This is a genomic window from Sphingomonas sp. (assembly GCF_023266535.1).
In the GTDB taxonomy this organism is placed as follows: Bacteria; Pseudomonadota; Alphaproteobacteria; order Sphingomonadales; family Sphingomonadaceae; genus Sphingomicrobium.
The window spans coordinates 1-16,410 of the sequence record NZ_JAHFPY010000061.1; the positions used below are offsets into that span (position 1 = coordinate 1).

General features: G+C 63.2%; 14 protein-coding genes. 7 read left to right on the forward strand and 7 right to left on the reverse strand.

The window, feature by feature from the left end; all coding sequences use genetic code 11:
• Positions 1-174 (reverse strand): SDR family NAD(P)-dependent oxidoreductase (locus Q0C64_RS10075; protein WP_294123400.1); only part of this gene is annotated, 174 nt, incomplete at its 3' end.
• Positions 175-183: 9 nt separating this feature from the next.
• On the reverse strand, positions 184-1,632 hold the full coding sequence (gene purF / locus Q0C64_RS10080) for an amidophosphoribosyltransferase (RefSeq protein ID WP_294123374.1): 1,449 nt from the start codon (positions 1,630-1,632) through the stop codon (positions 184-186).
• 94 nt (positions 1,633-1,726) lie between these two features.
• Between purF and Q0C64_RS10085 the strand changes: the two genes are divergently transcribed.
• Genes Q0C64_RS10085 through Q0C64_RS10095 form a run of 3 tightly spaced genes read left to right on the forward strand, consistent with a single transcriptional unit; the run spans position 1,727 to position 4,386 of the window.
• The gene (locus Q0C64_RS10085) at positions 1,727-2,134 is read left to right on the forward strand and encodes a hypothetical protein (RefSeq protein WP_294123376.1); all 408 of its coding nucleotides are present in this window, start codon (positions 1,727-1,729) and stop codon (positions 2,132-2,134) included.
• Between the two features lie 52 nt (positions 2,135-2,186).
• The gene (locus Q0C64_RS10090; RefSeq protein ID WP_294123378.1) at positions 2,187-2,585 is read left to right on the forward strand and encodes a MerR family DNA-binding transcriptional regulator; all 399 of its coding nucleotides are present in this window, start codon (positions 2,187-2,189) and stop codon (positions 2,583-2,585) included.
• 4 nt (positions 2,586-2,589) lie between these two features.
• Positions 2,590-4,386 carry an acyl-CoA dehydrogenase C-terminal domain-containing protein gene (locus tag Q0C64_RS10095; protein WP_294123380.1) on the forward strand — a complete coding sequence of 599 codons (1,797 nt, stop codon included), beginning with the start codon at positions 2,590-2,592 and terminating at the stop codon, positions 4,384-4,386.
• On the opposite strand, the gene Q0C64_RS10100 is transcribed toward Q0C64_RS10095, so the two are convergent.
• The 3 genes from Q0C64_RS10100 to Q0C64_RS10110 form a co-directional block, all read right to left on the reverse strand.
• Positions 4,383-6,668, reverse strand: coding sequence for an EAL domain-containing protein (locus tag Q0C64_RS10100; RefSeq protein WP_294123382.1), 2,286 nt, complete (start codon positions 6,666-6,668; stop codon positions 4,383-4,385). The genes Q0C64_RS10095 and Q0C64_RS10100 overlap by 4 nt on opposite strands.
• A gap of 497 nt (positions 6,669-7,165) precedes the next feature.
• Positions 7,166-8,095, reverse strand: coding sequence for a cysteine synthase A (gene cysK / locus Q0C64_RS10105; RefSeq protein WP_294123385.1), 930 nt, complete (start codon positions 8,093-8,095; stop codon positions 7,166-7,168).
• 28 nt (positions 8,096-8,123) lie between these two features.
• Positions 8,124-9,398 carry an MFS transporter gene (locus Q0C64_RS10110; RefSeq protein WP_294123387.1) on the reverse strand — a complete coding sequence of 425 codons (1,275 nt, stop codon included), beginning with the start codon at positions 9,396-9,398 and terminating at the stop codon, positions 8,124-8,126.
• Between the two features lie 136 nt (positions 9,399-9,534).
• Here Q0C64_RS10110 and Q0C64_RS10115 point away from each other — a divergent pair, with 136 nt between their 5' ends.
• Together Q0C64_RS10115 and radA are read left to right on the forward strand one after the other, a co-directional pair.
• On the forward strand, positions 9,535-11,268 hold the full coding sequence (locus tag Q0C64_RS10115) for a DUF885 domain-containing protein (RefSeq protein ID WP_294123389.1): 1,734 nt from the start codon (positions 9,535-9,537) through the stop codon (positions 11,266-11,268).
• A gap of 126 nt (positions 11,269-11,394) precedes the next feature.
• A complete protein-coding gene (gene radA / locus Q0C64_RS10120) occupies positions 11,395-12,759 on the forward strand; it encodes a DNA repair protein RadA (RefSeq protein WP_294123391.1) in 1,365 nt (454 codons plus the stop codon).
• 538 nt (positions 12,760-13,297) lie between these two features.
• Here the strand turns inward: radA and Q0C64_RS10125 are convergent.
• The gene (locus Q0C64_RS10125) at positions 13,298-13,864 is read right to left on the reverse strand and encodes a hypothetical protein (protein ID WP_294123393.1); all 567 of its coding nucleotides are present in this window, start codon (positions 13,862-13,864) and stop codon (positions 13,298-13,300) included.
• 89 nt (positions 13,865-13,953) lie between these two features.
• Complete coding sequence (locus tag Q0C64_RS10130) at positions 13,954-14,214, reverse strand: hypothetical protein (RefSeq protein WP_294123395.1); 261 nt, start codon at positions 14,212-14,214, stop codon at positions 13,954-13,956.
• A gap of 360 nt (positions 14,215-14,574) precedes the next feature.
• Between Q0C64_RS10130 and Q0C64_RS10135 the strand changes: the two genes are divergently transcribed.
• Together Q0C64_RS10135 and cysS are read left to right on the forward strand one after the other, a co-directional pair.
• Positions 14,575-15,084, forward strand: a complete 510-nt coding sequence (locus Q0C64_RS10135) for a CvpA family protein (protein ID WP_294123397.1) — start codon at positions 14,575-14,577, stop codon at positions 15,082-15,084.
• Between the two features lie 154 nt (positions 15,085-15,238).
• A partial coding sequence (cysS, locus tag Q0C64_RS10140) for a cysteine--tRNA ligase (RefSeq protein WP_294123398.1) occupies positions 15,239-16,410 on the forward strand: 1,172 nt, incomplete at its 3' end.

Here is a 16,410-nt window from a genome sequence, read left to right on the forward strand (position 1 = left end):
GCCGGCCTCATGGATCCGTTCCTCGACCTGCTCGAGCGATTGGGCGGTGCGGGCGGTCAAGATGACGTGCGCGCCGGCGGCAGCCAGCGCCTCGGCGGTGGCTGCGCCGATACCGCGGCTGGCCCCGGTGACAAGCGCAAGCTTGCCGTCAAACGGCTTGGACGATTCGGTCATGCCGCTCCCTTAGCGGCTTGCGACCAGACTTAAAGGCTTGAGCTTGCCGTCCTTGTCGCAGTCGGTGAGCGTGGTCGGATAATCGCCGGTGAAGCAGGCGTCGCAGCGCTGCGGCGCGGTGGCATCACGGTGGTCGCCGAGTGCGCGGTACAGACCGTCGATTGAAATGAAGGCGAGGCTGTCGGCGTTGATATAGCGCGCCATCTCGTCAACGTTCATCTGACTGGCCAGCAGCTTCGACCGTTCCGGCGTGTCGACGCCATAGAAGCAGCTGTACTTGGTCGGCGGCGAGGCGATGCGCATGTGCACCTCCCTTGCCCCGGCGTCACGCATCAGCTGGACGATCTTCACCGACGTGGTGCCGCGGACGATGCTGTCGTCGACCAGCACGACGCGCTTGCCCTCGATCAGCATTCGGTTCGCATTGTGCTTCAGCTTGACGCCCAGGTGGCGCACTTCCTGGCTCGGCTGGATGAAGGTCCGGCCGACATAGTGGGAGCGGATGATACCGAGCTCGAAAGGAATGCCCGATTCCTGGCTGAATCCGATCGCGGCCGGGACGCCCGAGTCCGGCACCGGGACGACTAGGTCGGCCTCGACCGGGGATTCGCGCGACAGCTCGGCGCCGATGTTCTTGCGGACCTCATAGACCGACGTGCCTTCGATGATGCTGTCGGGCCGCGAGAAATATACGTGTTCAAAGATGCATGGCCGGGCCCTGGCCGGCGCGAAGGGTCGGAAACTGCGCACGCCGGCCTCGTTGACGATGATCAGCTCGCCTGGCTCGACATCGCGGAGATAGCTGGCGCCGATCACGTCGAGTGCGACGGTTTCCGACGCGAAGATGGTCGCCTCGCCGAGCTTGCCCATCACCAGCGGCCGAATGCCGAGCGGATCGCGGCAGGCGACCAGGCCCTCGGGCGTCAGGCACAGCAGCGAATAGGCGCCTTCGACCTGGCTCAGCGCGTCGGTCAGCCGGTCGAGCGGAGTCGAATAGCTGGATGTGGCGACGAGGTGAATGATCACCTCGGTGTCGCTGGTCGACTGGAAGATCGAGCCGCGGCGGATCAGCGCCGCGCGCAAGGTCATGGCGTTGGAAAGGTTGCCGTTGTGGGCGACCGCGAAGCCGCCTTCGGCCAGGTCGGCGAACAAAGGCTGGACGTTCCTCAGCGCGGTCTCGCCGGTGGTCGAGTAGCGGACGTGACCGACGGCGACCTTGCCCGACAATTTGCGGATGATGTCGTCGCGGTCGAAGTTGCCGGCGACGTGGCCCATGGCGCGGTGGGCATGATAGTTGGTGCCGTCGAAGCTGACGATTCCGGCGGCTTCCTGCCCGCGGTGCTGCAGCGCGTGGAGGCCGAGCGCAACAAAGCTGGATGCGCCTTCCGCGCCCCAGATGCCGAAAATGCCGCATTCCTCGCGGAGCTTGTCGTCGTCGAACGGATTGGTGGTCAGCATTTTTTGCCCGAATCCCCGGTGTTTGGCGCCATATAGGGTAGGCCCACGCATTTGTCGCCTTTCACCTGTCGCAAAGCTGAAACATAGTGACCGAATGCGATCGATACCCTGCCTCGTGTTGCTGCTAGTCGCCTGTTCGCAACAGCCGGCCGAGCCGACCCTCACTGGCGGAACATTCGCGGGGGCCGGCCGCGACCGGCTGTGCATTGCCGGTGAGGCTGGAGCACCGCGCGCTGGCTTCATCGCCTACGGTGAGGGCGACGTGAATTGCTCGGCTGCAGGGAGGCTGCAACGATCAGGCCAGGGCTGGGTGCTGGTGCCCAAGGGCGAAGGCGATTGTCACATCCCGCTCGAGATCGCCGAAAACAGCGCCCGGATCGGCCAGCCACCCGCCGCCTGTTCCTATTATTGCGGGCCAGGCACGAAACTGGCCGGGAAAACGTTCAATCGCGCTGACGCGGCCACCAAGGCGGTCGATTTGGCGGGAGACTCGCTCTGTTAGGCGTCCGATTGATCACTTGACCTTTACGGAAACGTAAAGTAATCGGCGAACCATGCTCAAGCACAAGACGCATTATTCGATCGGCGAGCTGTGCGACGAATATGGAGTCACCGCCCGCGCCCTCCGCTTTTACGAGGACGAGGCGCTGATCGCCCCCGAGCGGCGCGGAACCCAGCGCCTCTACACCGACCGCGACCGCGCCCGCCTGGCCTGGATCCTTCGCGGCAAGCGGGTCGGCCTCAGCCTCGCTGACATCAAGGAATTGCTCGACCTCTACGACATTGGCGACGACCGCCGAACACAACGGCTCAAGACCATCGAGCGGTGCCAGGCGCGGGTCGACAGCCTCAAGCGTCAGCAGATCGATATCGATGTGACGATCAAGGAACTCGAGGGTTTCATCACGCTGGTGAAGACCCAGGACCCCGACAAATCCGCCCAGGAGATTTAGCCAAATGCCCGTCTATGCCGCCCCGGTTCGCGACACCAAATATGTGCTCGACCACATCGTCGAGATGCAGAACTATTCCAACCTGCCGGGTTTCGCCGACGCGACGCCCGACCTGGTCGAGGCGATTTTGAGCGAGGGCGCGCGCTTCTGCGAAGAGGTGCTGCAACCGCTCAACCGGGTCGGCGATGAAGTCGGCTGTAAGCGCAACGACGACGGGTCGGTAACTACGCCGCCCGGCTTCAAGGATGCATGGGACCAGTTTGTCGCCGGCGGCTGGACGACACTCCATGCGCCGCAACAATATGGCGGGCAAGGACTGCCATCGGTCGTGTCGACCGCAATCGTCGAATATCTCTGCTCATCCAACCATAGCTTCGAAATGTACAATGGCCTCACCCAGGGGGCGATGGCCTCGCTGCTGGTCAAGGGCTCCGAAGAACAGAAGGAAAAATATCTGCCGAACATGGTCGCCGGCCGCTGGACCGGGACGATGAACCTGACCGAGCCGCATTGCGGCACCGATCTCGGACTCTTGAAGACCAAGGCCGATCCCAACCCCGATGGCAGCTATTCGATCACCGGCACCAAAATCTTCATTTCCGCCGGCGAGCACGACCTCAGCGAAAACATCATCCACATGGTGTTGGCCAAGATCGCGGGGGCGCCCGACAACGTGAAAGGCATCTCGCTGTTCCTGGTGCCCAAATATCTGGTCAACGAAGACGGCTCTCTCGGCGAGCGCAACGGCGTCAGCTGTGGCTCGATCGAGCATAAAATGGGCATCAACGGCAATGCCACCTGCCTGCTCAACTATGACGGGGCCAAGGGCTGGCTGGTCGGCGAGGCCGAGAAGGGCCTGGCGGCGATGTTCATCATGATGAACGCGGCGCGACTGGGCGTCGGCCTGCAGGGCCTGGCCCAGGGCGAGGTCGCCTACCAGAATGCTGTCGCTTACGCGAAAGACCGCCGCCAGGGCCGGGCGCTGAAACCCGAAGATCGCGACGCGATTGCCAAGGCAGATACGCTATTCGTGCACCCCGACGTCCGCCGCATGCTGATGGAAGCCAGGGCGTTCAACGAGGCAGCCCGCGCACTGGTGTTGTGGGGAGCGCTGCAGGTCGACCTCAGCCGCAAGGCGCAGACCGAGGAAGAGCGGCTGGCGGCGGATGACCTGATTTCGCTGTTGACCCCGGTGATCAAAGGCTATCTCACCGACCGCGGGTTCGAGGTGGCGGTCAACGCCCAGCAGGTCTTCGGCGGCCACGGCTACATCCGCGAATGGGGCATGGAACAGTTCGTTCGCGATGCCCGCATTGCCCAGATCTACGAAGGCACCAACGGCGTCCAGGCAATGGACCTCGTCGGCCGCAAGCTGGCGCTGAATGGCGGTCGCGCAACCCGGGCCTTCTTCGAGTTGGTCGGCCGCGACATTGCCGGGGCGAAGGCGGCGGGCGATCCGGCGGGCATTGCCGAGCCGCTCGAGAAGGCGCTGGGCCATCTCCAGGGCGCGACCATGTGGCTGGCGCAGAATGGCATGGCCGATCCCGATAACGCAGGGGCGGGCGCCTATGCCTATATGAACCTGATGGGCCTGGTGACGCTCGGCTGGATGTGGCTGAAAATGGCCGGCATCTCGGCCAGGCTGAAAGAAGATGGCAGCGAAGACCGGGCCTTCCACGAGGCCAAGATCGCCACCGCGCGCTTCTTCGCCGACCGCGAGCTGGTCGAGGCTGGCGGGCTGCGCCGCAAGGTCGAGGCCGGCGCCGACAGTTTGATGGCGTTGCCGGTCGAGGCGTTTTAGCGCTTACCGCCCTTTGCCATGTCGCGCTGCTGGTTGACGTACCAGGGTGTCAGCACCGCAGGAGACGACTTTTTGTCTTGCCTGGGGGCGAGCCGAGCGATGTCAAACTGATCGTTGAATTGTACGCCGAACTTGCCGGCCTGAGTCCAGCGGACCGTGCCGATGACGGGCCCAACGCCCACGATGTCGATGGTCAAATTGTCCCCAGGGCTGACCTGCTGATCGCATTCGACCAACGCGCCCATGGCCGAGATATTGCGCAGGCGGATCTCGGTGGTCTCACCGTTGATGGCGGCGATGGCGCGGCGCATCAGCCGCTGCCTTGGCTCGCGGATGCACTGATATCCTTCTGCTTCAACGCGTGTGCTGTTCGCCATTTCACGCGCTTCTTCGGCGGGCATGGGCTTGCCAAAAATATAGCCCTGCACCTGGCTGACGCCGAGCTCGCGGATGAGGAACAGGTCGTCGTGAGTTTCGACGCCCTCGGCCGTCGTGTCCATGTCGAGGCTGTCTGCGAGGGTCACGATTGCGCGGATGATCGCGCCGTTGCGCTTGGTGGTCGAGGCGGCGCCGCGGACGAAGCTCTGGTCGATCTTGATCTTGTCGAACGGCGCCTTCTTCAAATAGCCGAGTGACGAATAGCCGGTGCCGAAATCGTCGAGCGCCAACCGAACGCCAAGCGACTTCAGCCGGGTGAAGGTGCCGTCGGTGGCATCGCTGTCGGCGAGGAAGACGCCTTCGGTAATCTCCAGCTCGAGCCGCGAAGGCTTGAAGTCGAATTCTGACAGGACTGCCGCGACGGTGTCGACAATATGGGGATCGTTGAACTGGATTGGCGAAAGATTGACCGCAATCCGAACCTGCTCCGGCCATTGTGCGGCTTCGGCAACGGCCGATCGGAGGACAAATTCACCGATCCTTCCGATCATTCCGCATTCTTCGGCGAGGCCGATGAACCTGTCTGGCGAGATTGCTCCGCGCTTCGGGTGGGTCCAGCGGACTAGTGCCTCGAAGCCGCTAATCTCCTCGCTCGCGGCGCGAACGATCGGCTGATAGGCAATGGTCATCTCCTGACGCTCAAGTGCCTGGCGCAGGTCATTTTCGAGCACCTGGCGGTCGGTCGCCTCGCTGTGCATAGCGGCTTCATAGAAGCAGTGCTTGCCACGGCCGGCCGCCTTGGCGGCGTAGAGAGCAAGGTCGGAGTTGCGCACCATCGAGTCCGCGCAAGCGCGGCCTGGATCGCCGATGGCGACGCCGACCGAAGCACCGATCGTGACGCGGTGTCCCTCGATGGAATAGGGCCGCGAGACCTGCTCAATCAGCGTCCGTGCCAGGCTTTCGAGCAAACCAGTCTCGACCGTTCCCGGCAGCACCGCCATGAACTCGTCACCACCAAGGCGTCCGACCTGACCATGGTCGCCCATCACTGATTTCAGGCGATCCGCGACTTGACGCAGTAGGGCGTCGCCGATCGGGTGACCGAGCGTGTCGTTGACGTTCTTGAACCGGTCGAGGTCGATCAGGAACAGTGAACAACCCTTTCGCCGGTTGGCAGCGTTGCGCAGCGCCTCGTCGAGCGTCTGGCGCATGAGCGCCCGGTTGGGGAGGCCGGTCAATGAATCGAAGCGAGCTAGGCGAGCGACTTCTTGTTCGGTCCGGCGCTGTTCGGTTAGGTCGGTGCCGATGCCGCGGAAGCCAAGGAAGCGGCCGCGGCTGTCGAACAGCGGATTGCCCGATAGCGACCAATGAATGTCCTCGTCGCTCGCGGCACGCACAACCACGTCGCTGAACGGGAAGCGGGCCGACAAGTGAAAGCCCAGGGTGCGCTCTTCGCGCAGGCTGTCGGGCGAGCCGACGTCGACCGACAGGAGGTCGGTAAATTGCCGGCCGAGCAGGTCTTCCGGATTGCACTTGAAATCTTCGGCGAGCTGCTGCGAGACATAGGACAGGGTCCCGAGATTGTTGGTTTCCCAAAACCAGCCGCGGCCGCTGTTTTCGAACTCCTCGACGAACTGCAGCGCCTTGCGCGCTTCGTAATCAAGCTGCTGGCGGTGGCTGGCTTCGGTAATCATGGTTCGAGCATTTGCCGTGCTGTAGGCGACAATCATCAGCGTCAGAGACCCAATCCAACCCGCTAAGGACGGCTCGACGCTGAACAGGCTGGCGCCGATCGTCCCGATCAGCCCACAAACGATCGCCAACGGCGGTGAAGCAATCGCGATCACTGCGGTGGTGGTAATCCCGGCGCCGATAAACAGGCTGAGGAGCAAGCCGTTGCTCATCTCGGGAAGCCAGCTGATGGCGTGACCTCCGAAAATCCAAAGGAAGGTGCTGATTCCGACCAATGCGCAAAGTCCCGCGGTTACCGCGCGTGGCCGGAGGTCAAAGCGGTCACGAAACTTCAGAAGAAGGAAGGAAAGGCCGTCGCATGCGAGCGCGCCAGCCAGGCAGCCTAAGGCAAACTTGGCGGCTGCCGTGTCGAGGCTGGCGCGGCAGATCCACAGGAAGGCGCTTAGGCAAAGGAAATGCGAGGCCCCCAGCAGTACGGGGACATGATGAAGTTGCGCGACGCGCTGTTCCGCCAGAATCTCGTCGTCCGCCGCTTCCGGGGACCAAAGATCGAACGTCAGGGCAATCCTGATCGAAGCCCTATCATGAATTGTTTCGCCGTCAGAAACGGCGAACCTTGCCCTTCGCATCCCCTGAGACACTCCTTCGAGCGTCCCCAGTTAACGGAAAAGGATTAACGTCCGGTCAAATAGAGGCGGTTTTGACGCGATTAACCCTGCTCCTCCGGCAGGAAATCCGCGACTGACAAATAGCGCTCGCCAGTGTCGTAATTGAACCCCAAAATCCGCGGATTATCGCCAAGTTCCGGCAGTTTCTGGGCAATGCCGGCAAGCGTTGCGCCGGATGAAATGCCGATCAGCATTCCTTCCTCGCGCGCCGCCCGGCGCGCCATTTCCTTGGCATCCTCCGGCGCAACCTTGATGATCCCGTCCAACAGGCCGGTGTTCATGATCGCCGGAATGAAGCCGGCGCCGATGCCCTGGATCGGGTGCGGGCCGGGTTCTCCGCCGGACAGGACCGGCGACAAGGTCGGTTCGACCGCGAAGACTTTCAGGGCGGGCCATTCCTTCTTGAGGATTTCGGCGCTGCCGGTGATGTGGCCACCGGTGCCGACCCCGGTGATGATTGCACTTGGCGGCGCATCGGCGAAATCGCGCAATATTTCCTGCGCAGTCGTGCGGCGATGCACCTCAAGGTTGGCGGGGTTCTCGAACTGTTGCGGCATCCAGGCGCCGTCGGTTGCGGCGACAATCTCCTCGGCCCTGGCAATCGATCCTTTCATGCCCTTTTCGCGCGGGGTCAGCTCGAACTCGGCGCCATAGGCGAGCATCAACCGCCGGCGCTCGACGCTCATGCTGTCGGGCATGACCAGGATCAGCCGATAGCCCTTGACCGCGGCGACCATGGCCAGGCCAATCCCGGTGTTGCCCGACGTTGGTTCGACGATCACGCCGCCGGGCTTGAGCTTGCCGCTGCGTTCCGCGTCCTCGACCATCGACAAAGCAATGCGGTCCTTGATCGATCCGCCCGGATTGGCCCGCTCCTGCTTGATCCACACCTCGGCGCTTGGTCCGAAAAGCCGGTTGATGCGCACATGCGGCGTATTGCCGATGGTTTCGAGGATGTTGGCGGCCTTCATCGGTCAATCTCCTTGTGCTGCAACAGGATCAGGCGCCGCCGGCGATAACGGAATCTTCGGGCGGCGGCTCGCCCAATGCACACGTACGGGCGCGGCGCAATTCAGGGAACAGCAATGCCCAGGTCAATGTCACGGCGATCGCGGCGATGCCACCCGCGACGGTGGCGGTGACCGGTCCCAAAAGGGCGGCGGTGAACCCGCTGCGCGTCTCGCCAAGCTCGTTGGAGGCCGAAATGGCGAGCGTCGAGGCCGCCGCGACACGGCCACGCATCTCGTCGGGAGTGTGCAGCTGGATCAGCGACTGGCGGATGTAAACCGAGAACATATCGGCCGCGCCGAGCAGGGCCAGCATCGCCAGCGACAGCAGATAGATGCGCGACATGCCGAACACGGCAGTTGCAGCGCCGAAGATGACCACCGCGGTCAGCATTTTCACGCCGACGTCGGTCTTGATCGGTCGGAACGAGAAGAAGATCGCGGTCAGCGTCGCGCCCGCGGCCGGGCCAGCCCGCAGTGGGCCAAGCCCGTCGGCACCGACGTGCAAAATGTCGCGAGCATAAAGGGGAAGCATCGCGGTCACGCCGCCGAGCAGGACCGCGAACAGGTCGAGCGTGATCGCGCCGAGCACCAGCCGATTGCGCCGGACGTAGACCAGCCCGTCGATCATCTGGCGGAACGGGCTGCCTGGCTTCAGTGCCGCGCGCGGGAGCGGCCGGATGGTGAACATGCAGGCCGCCGAAAAGGCGAACAGGACGCTGCTCAAGGCATAGGGGAGGTGTGGAATGACATCGTAAAGGATGCCGCCTAGCGCCGGTCCGACGATCGCGCCGGTCTGCCAGGCGGTCGAGCTCAGGGCGATGGCATTGGGCAAAATCTCGCGCGGCACCAAATTCGGCGCCATTGCGCCCAATGCAGGCCCGGCAAAGGCGCGGGCTACGCCAAGCAACGCCGCCACGCCGAACAGGATCGGCAGGCTGATGAAGCCGCCCCAGGTCGCCCACATCAGCACCAGCGCGCAGAACAGTTCGAGCAGGATCACTGCCCGGGCGACATGCCTTCGATCGAGCCGGTCGGCGGTCCAGCCGCTGATCGGCGTCAGGACGAAAAGCGGGACAAACTGGACCAGGCCGATGAGGCCCAGCTGGAATGCCGCTTGATGGATGTCCATCGTCCGGCGGGCGATGTCATAGACTTGCCAGCCGATGACGATGACCATCGCCATCTGGCCGATGGTGGTGGTCAGCCGCGCCAGCCAGAAGGAGCGGAAATCGCGGATCCGCAGCGGTTCGGGGAGCAGCGCCATCGCTATCGCGCCTAGCCGCGAAGGCCCCGCGCGACAAGCGGCACCAGGCGCTCGTCGAAACTCTTTGCCGGTTCGTCTCTTGTCGATGGACAGGCGGGCAACTACCCACCTCGACTGCCCCAAAGAGGAGAGAGGCATGCGTCCCATTTTGATCGCGTCGGCACTGGCGCTCGCGCTGGCGGCCAGCGGCTGCAAGGTTTCGACCGCCCCCGGCAACGACACGTCAGCGACGGCTGAGCAGGGTGACTGGCCGGGCTTCGTCAACAATTTCATCGAAGCGAGCTTCAAGGCCAGTCCGGGCTTCGCGGTCGGGCAGGGACGCCACGAATATGACGGCCAGGTCGCCGACCTGTCGGAAGCCGGCATCACCGCCGAAGTCGACCGGCTTAAGAAGACCATCGCCGACGCCCAGGGATTTACCGATGACAAGCTGACCCCCGAGCAGCGCTACCAGCGCGATTATCTGATCGCGGTCGCCAGGGGGCAGCTATTCTGGATCGACCCGACCGGCGCCGACCAGCTGCACCACAACCCCGCTTCCTATCTCGGCGCGTTCGACCCGTCGGTCTATGTCACGGTGCCCTATGCTCCCAAAGAGCAGCGGCTGAAGGCCTACATCAAGTTCCTGCAAACCATCCCGACCACCGCCGAGCGGATGCGCGCCAATATCAAGACGCCGATGGCGACCAGCTTCGTCGACTATGGCAAGTCGGCGTTCGGCGGCTTCGTCACTTACTATCCCGGCGACGGCATGGCGGCGTGGAAGGGCGTCGGCACGTCCGAGGACCAACAGGCGCTCAAGGTCGCGACCGACGAGGCCGTCGCCGCGATGAAGGAAACAGCCGCCTGGGTCGAAAGCCAGCGCGCCGCGTCCAAGCCCAACTTCGCGCTGGGCAAAGAGAAATTCCAGCGGATGCTGGCCGACACCGAGATGGTGACGACGCCGGTTGAAGAGCTGGAGCGGATCGGCCGCGCCGACCTAGCCGCCAACCAGAAGCTGCTGGGCGAGGCCTGCTCACGTTATGCGCCCGGCCAGACCATCGATGCCTGCATGCTCAAGATGACCGCCAACAAGCCGAAGGGTGGTGCGGTGGCAGGTGCGCGAGAGCAGCTCGCCGGCCTGAAGCAATTCATCCAGCAGCACGACATCGTCACCATCCCGGGACCGGAAGAAGCCAAGGTCGAGGAAGCGCCGCCATACAACCGGCAGAACTTCGCCTACATCAACATCCCCGGGCCGTATGAGAAAGGCCTTCCGTCGGTCTATTATATCGCGCCGCCGGACCCGAGCTGGCCCAAGGCCGAGCAGGACGCGTTTGTCCCCGGCCAGGCCGACCTGCTGTTCACGTCGGTCCACGAAGTGTGGCCGGGCCATTTCCTCAACTTCCTCCACGCCAACCGGTCCAAGGACATGTTTGGCCGGGTGTTCGTCGGTTACGCCTTCGCCGAGGGTTGGGCGCACTACAGTGAGGAAATGATGCGGGTGAAGGGCGTCGGCGGCGGGACCGACGAGACGCTCATCGGCCAGCTATCGAACGCCCTGCTGCGCGACTGCCGCTTCCTCTCGGCGATCGGCATGCATACCGGATCGATGACCCAGGCGCAGAGCTTCGAGCTGTTCCAGAAGCAATGTTACCAGGATGTCGGCAACGCCCGGCAGCAGGCGGCGCGCGGAACGTACGACCCCGCTTATCTCAACTACACGATGGGCAAGCTGATGATCCGCAAGCTGCGCGACGACTGGTCGGCCAGCAAGGGCGGGGAGAAGGCGTGGAAGGCGTTCCACGACCAGTTCCTGAGCTATGGTGGCCCGCCGATCCCGCTGGTCCGGCAGCAAATGATGGGCGGCAAGGCCGAGGCCGTGTTTTGACGCAAAGCGTCACCCCCGCGTAGGCGGGGGTCCCGCTGCCTTGAAGAAATAGCGGGACTCCCGCTTTCGCGGGAATGACGAAATTGATGACTTCACGTTCTCTCTTTGTTCCGGTAAGCTGCAGGCATGGCCAAGCTCAAAACCCGCTATATCTGCCAGGCGTGCGGCTCCGAACAGCATCGCTGGCAGGGGCAGTGCCCCGACTGCGCCGAGTGGAACAGCCTGGTGCAGGAGGCGAGCGGGCCGACGGTCTTTTCGGCCAAGCATGATCTGAGCAGCGGCGGCCGAGCGGTCGAGCTGGTCGGATTGAATGCGGTGGTTGCGCTGCCCGACCGGATGCGCACGGGAATCGAGGAGTTCGACCGGGCGATCGGCGGCGGGATCGTTTCGGGATCGGCGATGCTGCTCGGCGGCGACCCCGGCATCGGCAAGTCGACGCTGCTGCTGCAGGTCGCGGCCGAGCTGGCCAATGCCGGGCGTAAGGTCGTCTATGTCTCGGGCGAGGAGGCGGCCGACCAGGTCCGGCTGCGCGCGATCCGGTTGGGGCTGGGTGGGGCGCCGGTGCAACTGGCCGCGGCGACCTCGGTGCGCGACATTTTGACCACCGTCACGACCGGCGAGCCGCCGGCGTTGCTGGTGATCGACTCGATCCAGACGATGCACAGCGATTTGATCGAGGGTGCGCCGGGGACGGTCAGCCAGGTCCGCGCCTCGGCGCAGGAGCTGGTGCGCTTCGCCAAGCAATATGGCACGGCGGTGGTGCTGGTCGGCCATGTCACCAAGGACGGGACCATCGCCGGCCCGCGCGTGCTCGAACATATGGTCGATACCGTGCTCGGCTTCGAAGGCGAGCGCAGCCACCAATATCGCATCCTCCGCGCCGCCAAGAACCGTTTCGGCGGCACCGACGAGATCGGCGTGTTCGCGATGGAGGGCGGGGGCCTGAAGCAGGTGCCCAACCCATCGGCGCTGTTCCTGACCCAGCGCGGCGAGCCGGTCAGCGGGACCAGCGTCTTCCCGGCGCTGGAGGGAACGCGGCCGGTGCTGGTCGAGATCCAGGCGCTGACCGTGCGGCTGGCCAGCGGGGCGACGCCGCGACGGGCGGCGGTCGGCTGGGACAGCGGCCGATTGGCGATGATCCTGGCGGTGCTGGAAGCGCGCTGCGGGATCAGCTTCGCGACGACCGAAGTCTATCTGAACATCGCCGGTGGTTATCGGCTGAGCGATCCGGCGGCGGACCTGGCGGTGGCAGCCGCGCTGGTCTCGGCAATGAGCGAGCGGCCGGTACCGCAGGAGGCGGTGGTAATGGGTGAGATTGCCCTGTCCGGCGAGGTACGGCCGGTGGCGCACGCCGGACTACGTCTCAAGGAATCGGCCAAGCTCGGCTTCGATCGGGGATGGGCGCCGAAAGGGACGGAAGGTCCGGGCGGGATCGCGCTGACCCGCTTCGACCGGCTGCGCGAACTGGTCGACCAAATTCTGGGGCGCTAATGGCCACTATGGGTGGAAAGCGGACATTAGCTCATTCCGGACATTGAGGGCCTCGTCCCCCGCGCCTGCAAAACGGAGGGTATAGCTCATTAGAAACTGTATTTAGTTCCGACAGCGGAATCACGACGCCTGCTGCCCCAATTAGACCAAGCGATTTCTCAACGGTGGCATACGAGAATGTATCGGGCGCAGTAATCCGAAGCCAGCGTGAGTAATTGGCGTTCTCTTCAGTGGAATAATAACAGGTCCAACCTTCGTCCCTGCTTTCGCACCACCGGTGATAGGTAACGCAACTTCCGTCTATGCACGCTCGGCTCATGCGGCTCGTATCGTATTCGCCCCGCAAGCTGTCGCCTGAAAGTTGAACCAAAACCTCAGAGCCGAGAACACGGGCAGTAGCCCAGCGCGAAATTGTGCTTGGACGACTAACTTCTACGCTCTGGACGTTCGAAAAGCACAGGCTGGCGATGACAACTAGGCAATCCATTCCGCCTGTTTGCATGGCGTCCTAATGACCGCAATGGGTCGAAAGCGGATATTAGGCTGAGCCGGTGGGAAGCCTGCCCGGCTCATTCATCTCGTAGCGAAGTGGTGTCCAGCGAAAAGGGAACAGGCACCCGTTCGCTCCATAGATACTCCTCCAGCGGTTTCCCTCACGGACCTGGAGCAGGCGGCTGTGACGACCAGTAACTGCTATTCGAGCGTCTCCCGTCACCCAAGCATCAATGGCGTGTTCGAACCTCTCCGCCACGTTTTCAAATGGAAAAAAGTATGACCAAAAATCGGACACCCCGAAGTTTAGCTCGTCGCCGTTCTGGAGGCCGAGAGTTACCGGCATCGAGAGCTTGGGTTGTTGCGGGAAGGTCCAACACGCCTCCATCGGCGCATCTTCAACCTCGTAATGAAGGCCATGTCGCTCCGCGAAGCGCTTGAACAAGGCCTCAGCCTCGGCGGTGTAGTCTTGGTCAAAACCGAGCTTGTCACCTTTCAAATCATCATCCGTTTCGGCAGCAATGCGCGGGTATGAGCCGAAGGCGCTCAGCGCTTGGACTGTCACTAGCACCAACATGGCAAGCCCGACGACAGGCAAAATCCAGTTCGACATTCCTACCAAACTAGCGACGGGCGTAATGACCGCAATGGGTCGAAAGCGGTCATTAGCTTTTTATGGCCGGAATGGGTGGGAAACGGTCATTAGCGGGCTGCTTTCTTCAGCTGGATCAAATCCACGACCATAGAAATAAAGACCGTGAGCAATCCGATGCCAAGTAGGGCGAAAAGTGTCGTCGTTCCGAAGTTCGCCGCCGTTGCGTGACCGACGTATGCACCCAGGCAGATCATGGCTAGCTCATTTTGCCACCGCTTTACGGGTCGCAATGCCTTCGTGGAGCGGCGAACCATGATGGCCAGCCCTACGAACACCGGCACGAGAAAAATAATTAAGGATGCGCTCACCGGTCGCACTCCACCGATACGGCGCCGATAGCCGGCGCCGCCAACACTGAGATCATTTAGAACCTCCCCAACAATGCGTTGGTAACAACTCCCTCAAAATCTTTATGTCCGCAATGGGTCGAAAGCGGACATAAGGAGGCGACGAGATTTTCCTGTCCTACTCGTCATTGATTGCGCATAGACTCAGCGGTGATCCCCTCGCGGCTCAATCCTTCGACAAATTCCTGGCCATTGATCGACCCAAGCTTCGCGCGCATGCGCAGGCGGGCTCGCGCACGCGTGGTCAGTGTGAACTTTGCGAACATTCGGGCCAAGGCAGGGGCTGGCGCTCCTCAAACCGCTCGGCTAGCCGAGGCCGAAATGACCGCGCTCGATATCTTCGTCATCCTGCTGCTTGGCGGTGCCGCGCTGATCGGCTTCGTCCGCGGCTTTACGCATGAAGTGCTGTCGCTGCTCGCCTGGGTCGGCGGCATCGCCGCGTTGAAGCTGTTCCATACGCCGCTACAAGAGCGTCTGGTCGACACGGTCGGGACCGAGGCCGGCGCCAGTGCGGTCGCTTTCGCGCTGCTGTTCCTGCCCGCCTATATCGCGGTGAAGCTGTTTGCCCGCGCGGTCGGCGGCAAGGCGAGGCGCTCGGTGCTGGGGCCGGTCGACCGGCTGCTTGGCGGCGGCTTCGGCATGCTCAAGGGGCTGATCGGCGCGACGCTCTTCTTCCTGCTCGCCAACCTCGCCACCGACATGGTCTACGGCACGCGCGCCGACCGGCCGGAATGGATGACCGACAGCAAGACCTATCCGCTGCTCAATGCGACTGGGCGGGCAGTGGTCGATTGGGTCGAGACGAAGCGTCACTCGGGTGACGAACAATGATCCGTGCGGCCGTATTCCTCCCCGGCTCTGCTGGGGAGGGGAACCAGCAGAGCTGGTGGAGGGGTGATTGGCGCGGCGGTTTCCAACCCCTCCACCATTCGCTCTGCGGCGAATGGTTCCCCTCCCCACGCCTTCGGCACAGGGAGAAACCACTATGATCCGGCTGCACGACACGATGGCGCGGAAGAAGCGGGAGTTCGTGCCCGCCGATCCGAAGCGGATCACAATGTATGTCTGCGGGCCGACCGTCTACGGCCGAGCCCATATCGGCAATGCCCGGCCGGCGGTGGTGTTCGATCTGCTGCGGCGTGTGCTCGAACATGCCTATCCCGATGCGCAAGTGATCTACGCCCGAAACGTCACCGACATTGACGACAAGATCATCAATTCGGCCCGCGAAGAGGGTGTCGACACATCGGTGATCACCGAGCGCTACGAGCGATTCTACCTCGAAGATATGGGCGCGTTGGGGGTCAATCCGCCGACCATTGCGCCGCACGCCACCCAGGAAATCGGGCCGATGGTGGCGATGATCGCGGAGCTGATCGAGCGCGGCAACGCCTATGCGGCGGAAGGCCATGTGCTGTTCTCGGTGCCGAGCGATCCAGACTATGGCGCGCTAAGCCGGCGAGACCGCGAGGCGATGATTGCCGGGGCGCGGGTCGAGGTGGCGCCGTACAAGCGCGACCCGGCCGATTTCGTGCTGTGGAAGCCGAGCGACGAGGGCACCGTCGGCTGGGACAGCCCGTGGGGACGCGGCCGGCCGGGCTGGCACATCGAATGCTCGGCGATGATCCGCGCGCATCTGGGCGAGACGATAGACATCCATGGCGGCGGGCTCGACCTCATCTTCCCGCATCATGAGAATGAGATCGCCCAGAGCCGCTGCGCGCACGATGGCAAGCCGCTGGCGCGTTACTGGGTGCACAATGGCTTCGTCGACATGGGCGTCGAGAAAATGTCGAAGAGCCTGGGCAATATCATTACGCCCGCTGAGTTATTGGCGCGCGATCCGCGTGGCGAGATCTATCGTCTGGCGCTGCTCTCCGCGCACTATCGCCAGCCGCTGGCTTGGACCGATGAGCTGATCGACCAATCCAAGGCAACGCTTGATCGGCTGTACCGGGCCGCAGAGGATGCCGAACCAACCGAAATCGACCAGGGCGTCGTCGAAGCTCTTTACGATGATCTGAACACGCCGCTCGCGCTGTCGCGACTGATGGCGATTGAGGATGCCGGAGTGCTGAAGGCCTCGGCGTTGCTGCTTGGCCTGCTGACGATGGATGCAGACTTATGGTTCCGGGGAGACGGAAACGCCGGCGACAT

What these genes read in the sequence shown, in the direction of transcription:
- Q0C64_RS10100 (WP_294123382.1), bottom strand. Translation starts at nt 6,668, where the DNA reads ATGAGCAACGGCTTGCTCCTCAGCCTGTTTATCGGCGCCGGGATTACC.
- Q0C64_RS10125 (WP_294123393.1), bottom strand. Translation starts at nt 13,864, where the DNA reads ATGTCGAACTGGATTTTGCCTGTCGTCGGGCTTGCCATGTTGGTGCTA.
- Q0C64_RS10110 (WP_294123387.1), bottom strand. Translation starts at nt 9,398, where the DNA reads ATGGCGCTGCTCCCCGAACCGCTGCGGATCCGCGATTTCCGCTCCTTC.
- purF (WP_294123374.1), bottom strand. Translation starts at nt 1,632, where the DNA reads ATGCTGACCACCAATCCGTTCGACGACGACAAGCTCCGCGAGGAATGC.
- Q0C64_RS10115 (WP_294123389.1), top strand. Translation starts at nt 9,535, where the DNA reads ATGCGTCCCATTTTGATCGCGTCGGCACTGGCGCTCGCGCTGGCGGCC.
- Q0C64_RS10090 (WP_294123378.1), top strand. Translation starts at nt 2,187, where the DNA reads ATGCTCAAGCACAAGACGCATTATTCGATCGGCGAGCTGTGCGACGAA.
- Q0C64_RS10085 (WP_294123376.1), top strand. Translation starts at nt 1,727, where the DNA reads ATGCGATCGATACCCTGCCTCGTGTTGCTGCTAGTCGCCTGTTCGCAA.
- Q0C64_RS10095 (WP_294123380.1), top strand. Translation starts at nt 2,590, where the DNA reads ATGCCCGTCTATGCCGCCCCGGTTCGCGACACCAAATATGTGCTCGAC.
- radA (WP_294123391.1), top strand. Translation starts at nt 11,395, where the DNA reads ATGGCCAAGCTCAAAACCCGCTATATCTGCCAGGCGTGCGGCTCCGAA.
- Q0C64_RS10135 (WP_294123397.1), top strand. Translation starts at nt 14,575, where the DNA reads ATGACCGCGCTCGATATCTTCGTCATCCTGCTGCTTGGCGGTGCCGCG.
- cysK (WP_294123385.1), bottom strand. Translation starts at nt 8,095, where the DNA reads ATGAAGGCCGCCAACATCCTCGAAACCATCGGCAATACGCCGCATGTG.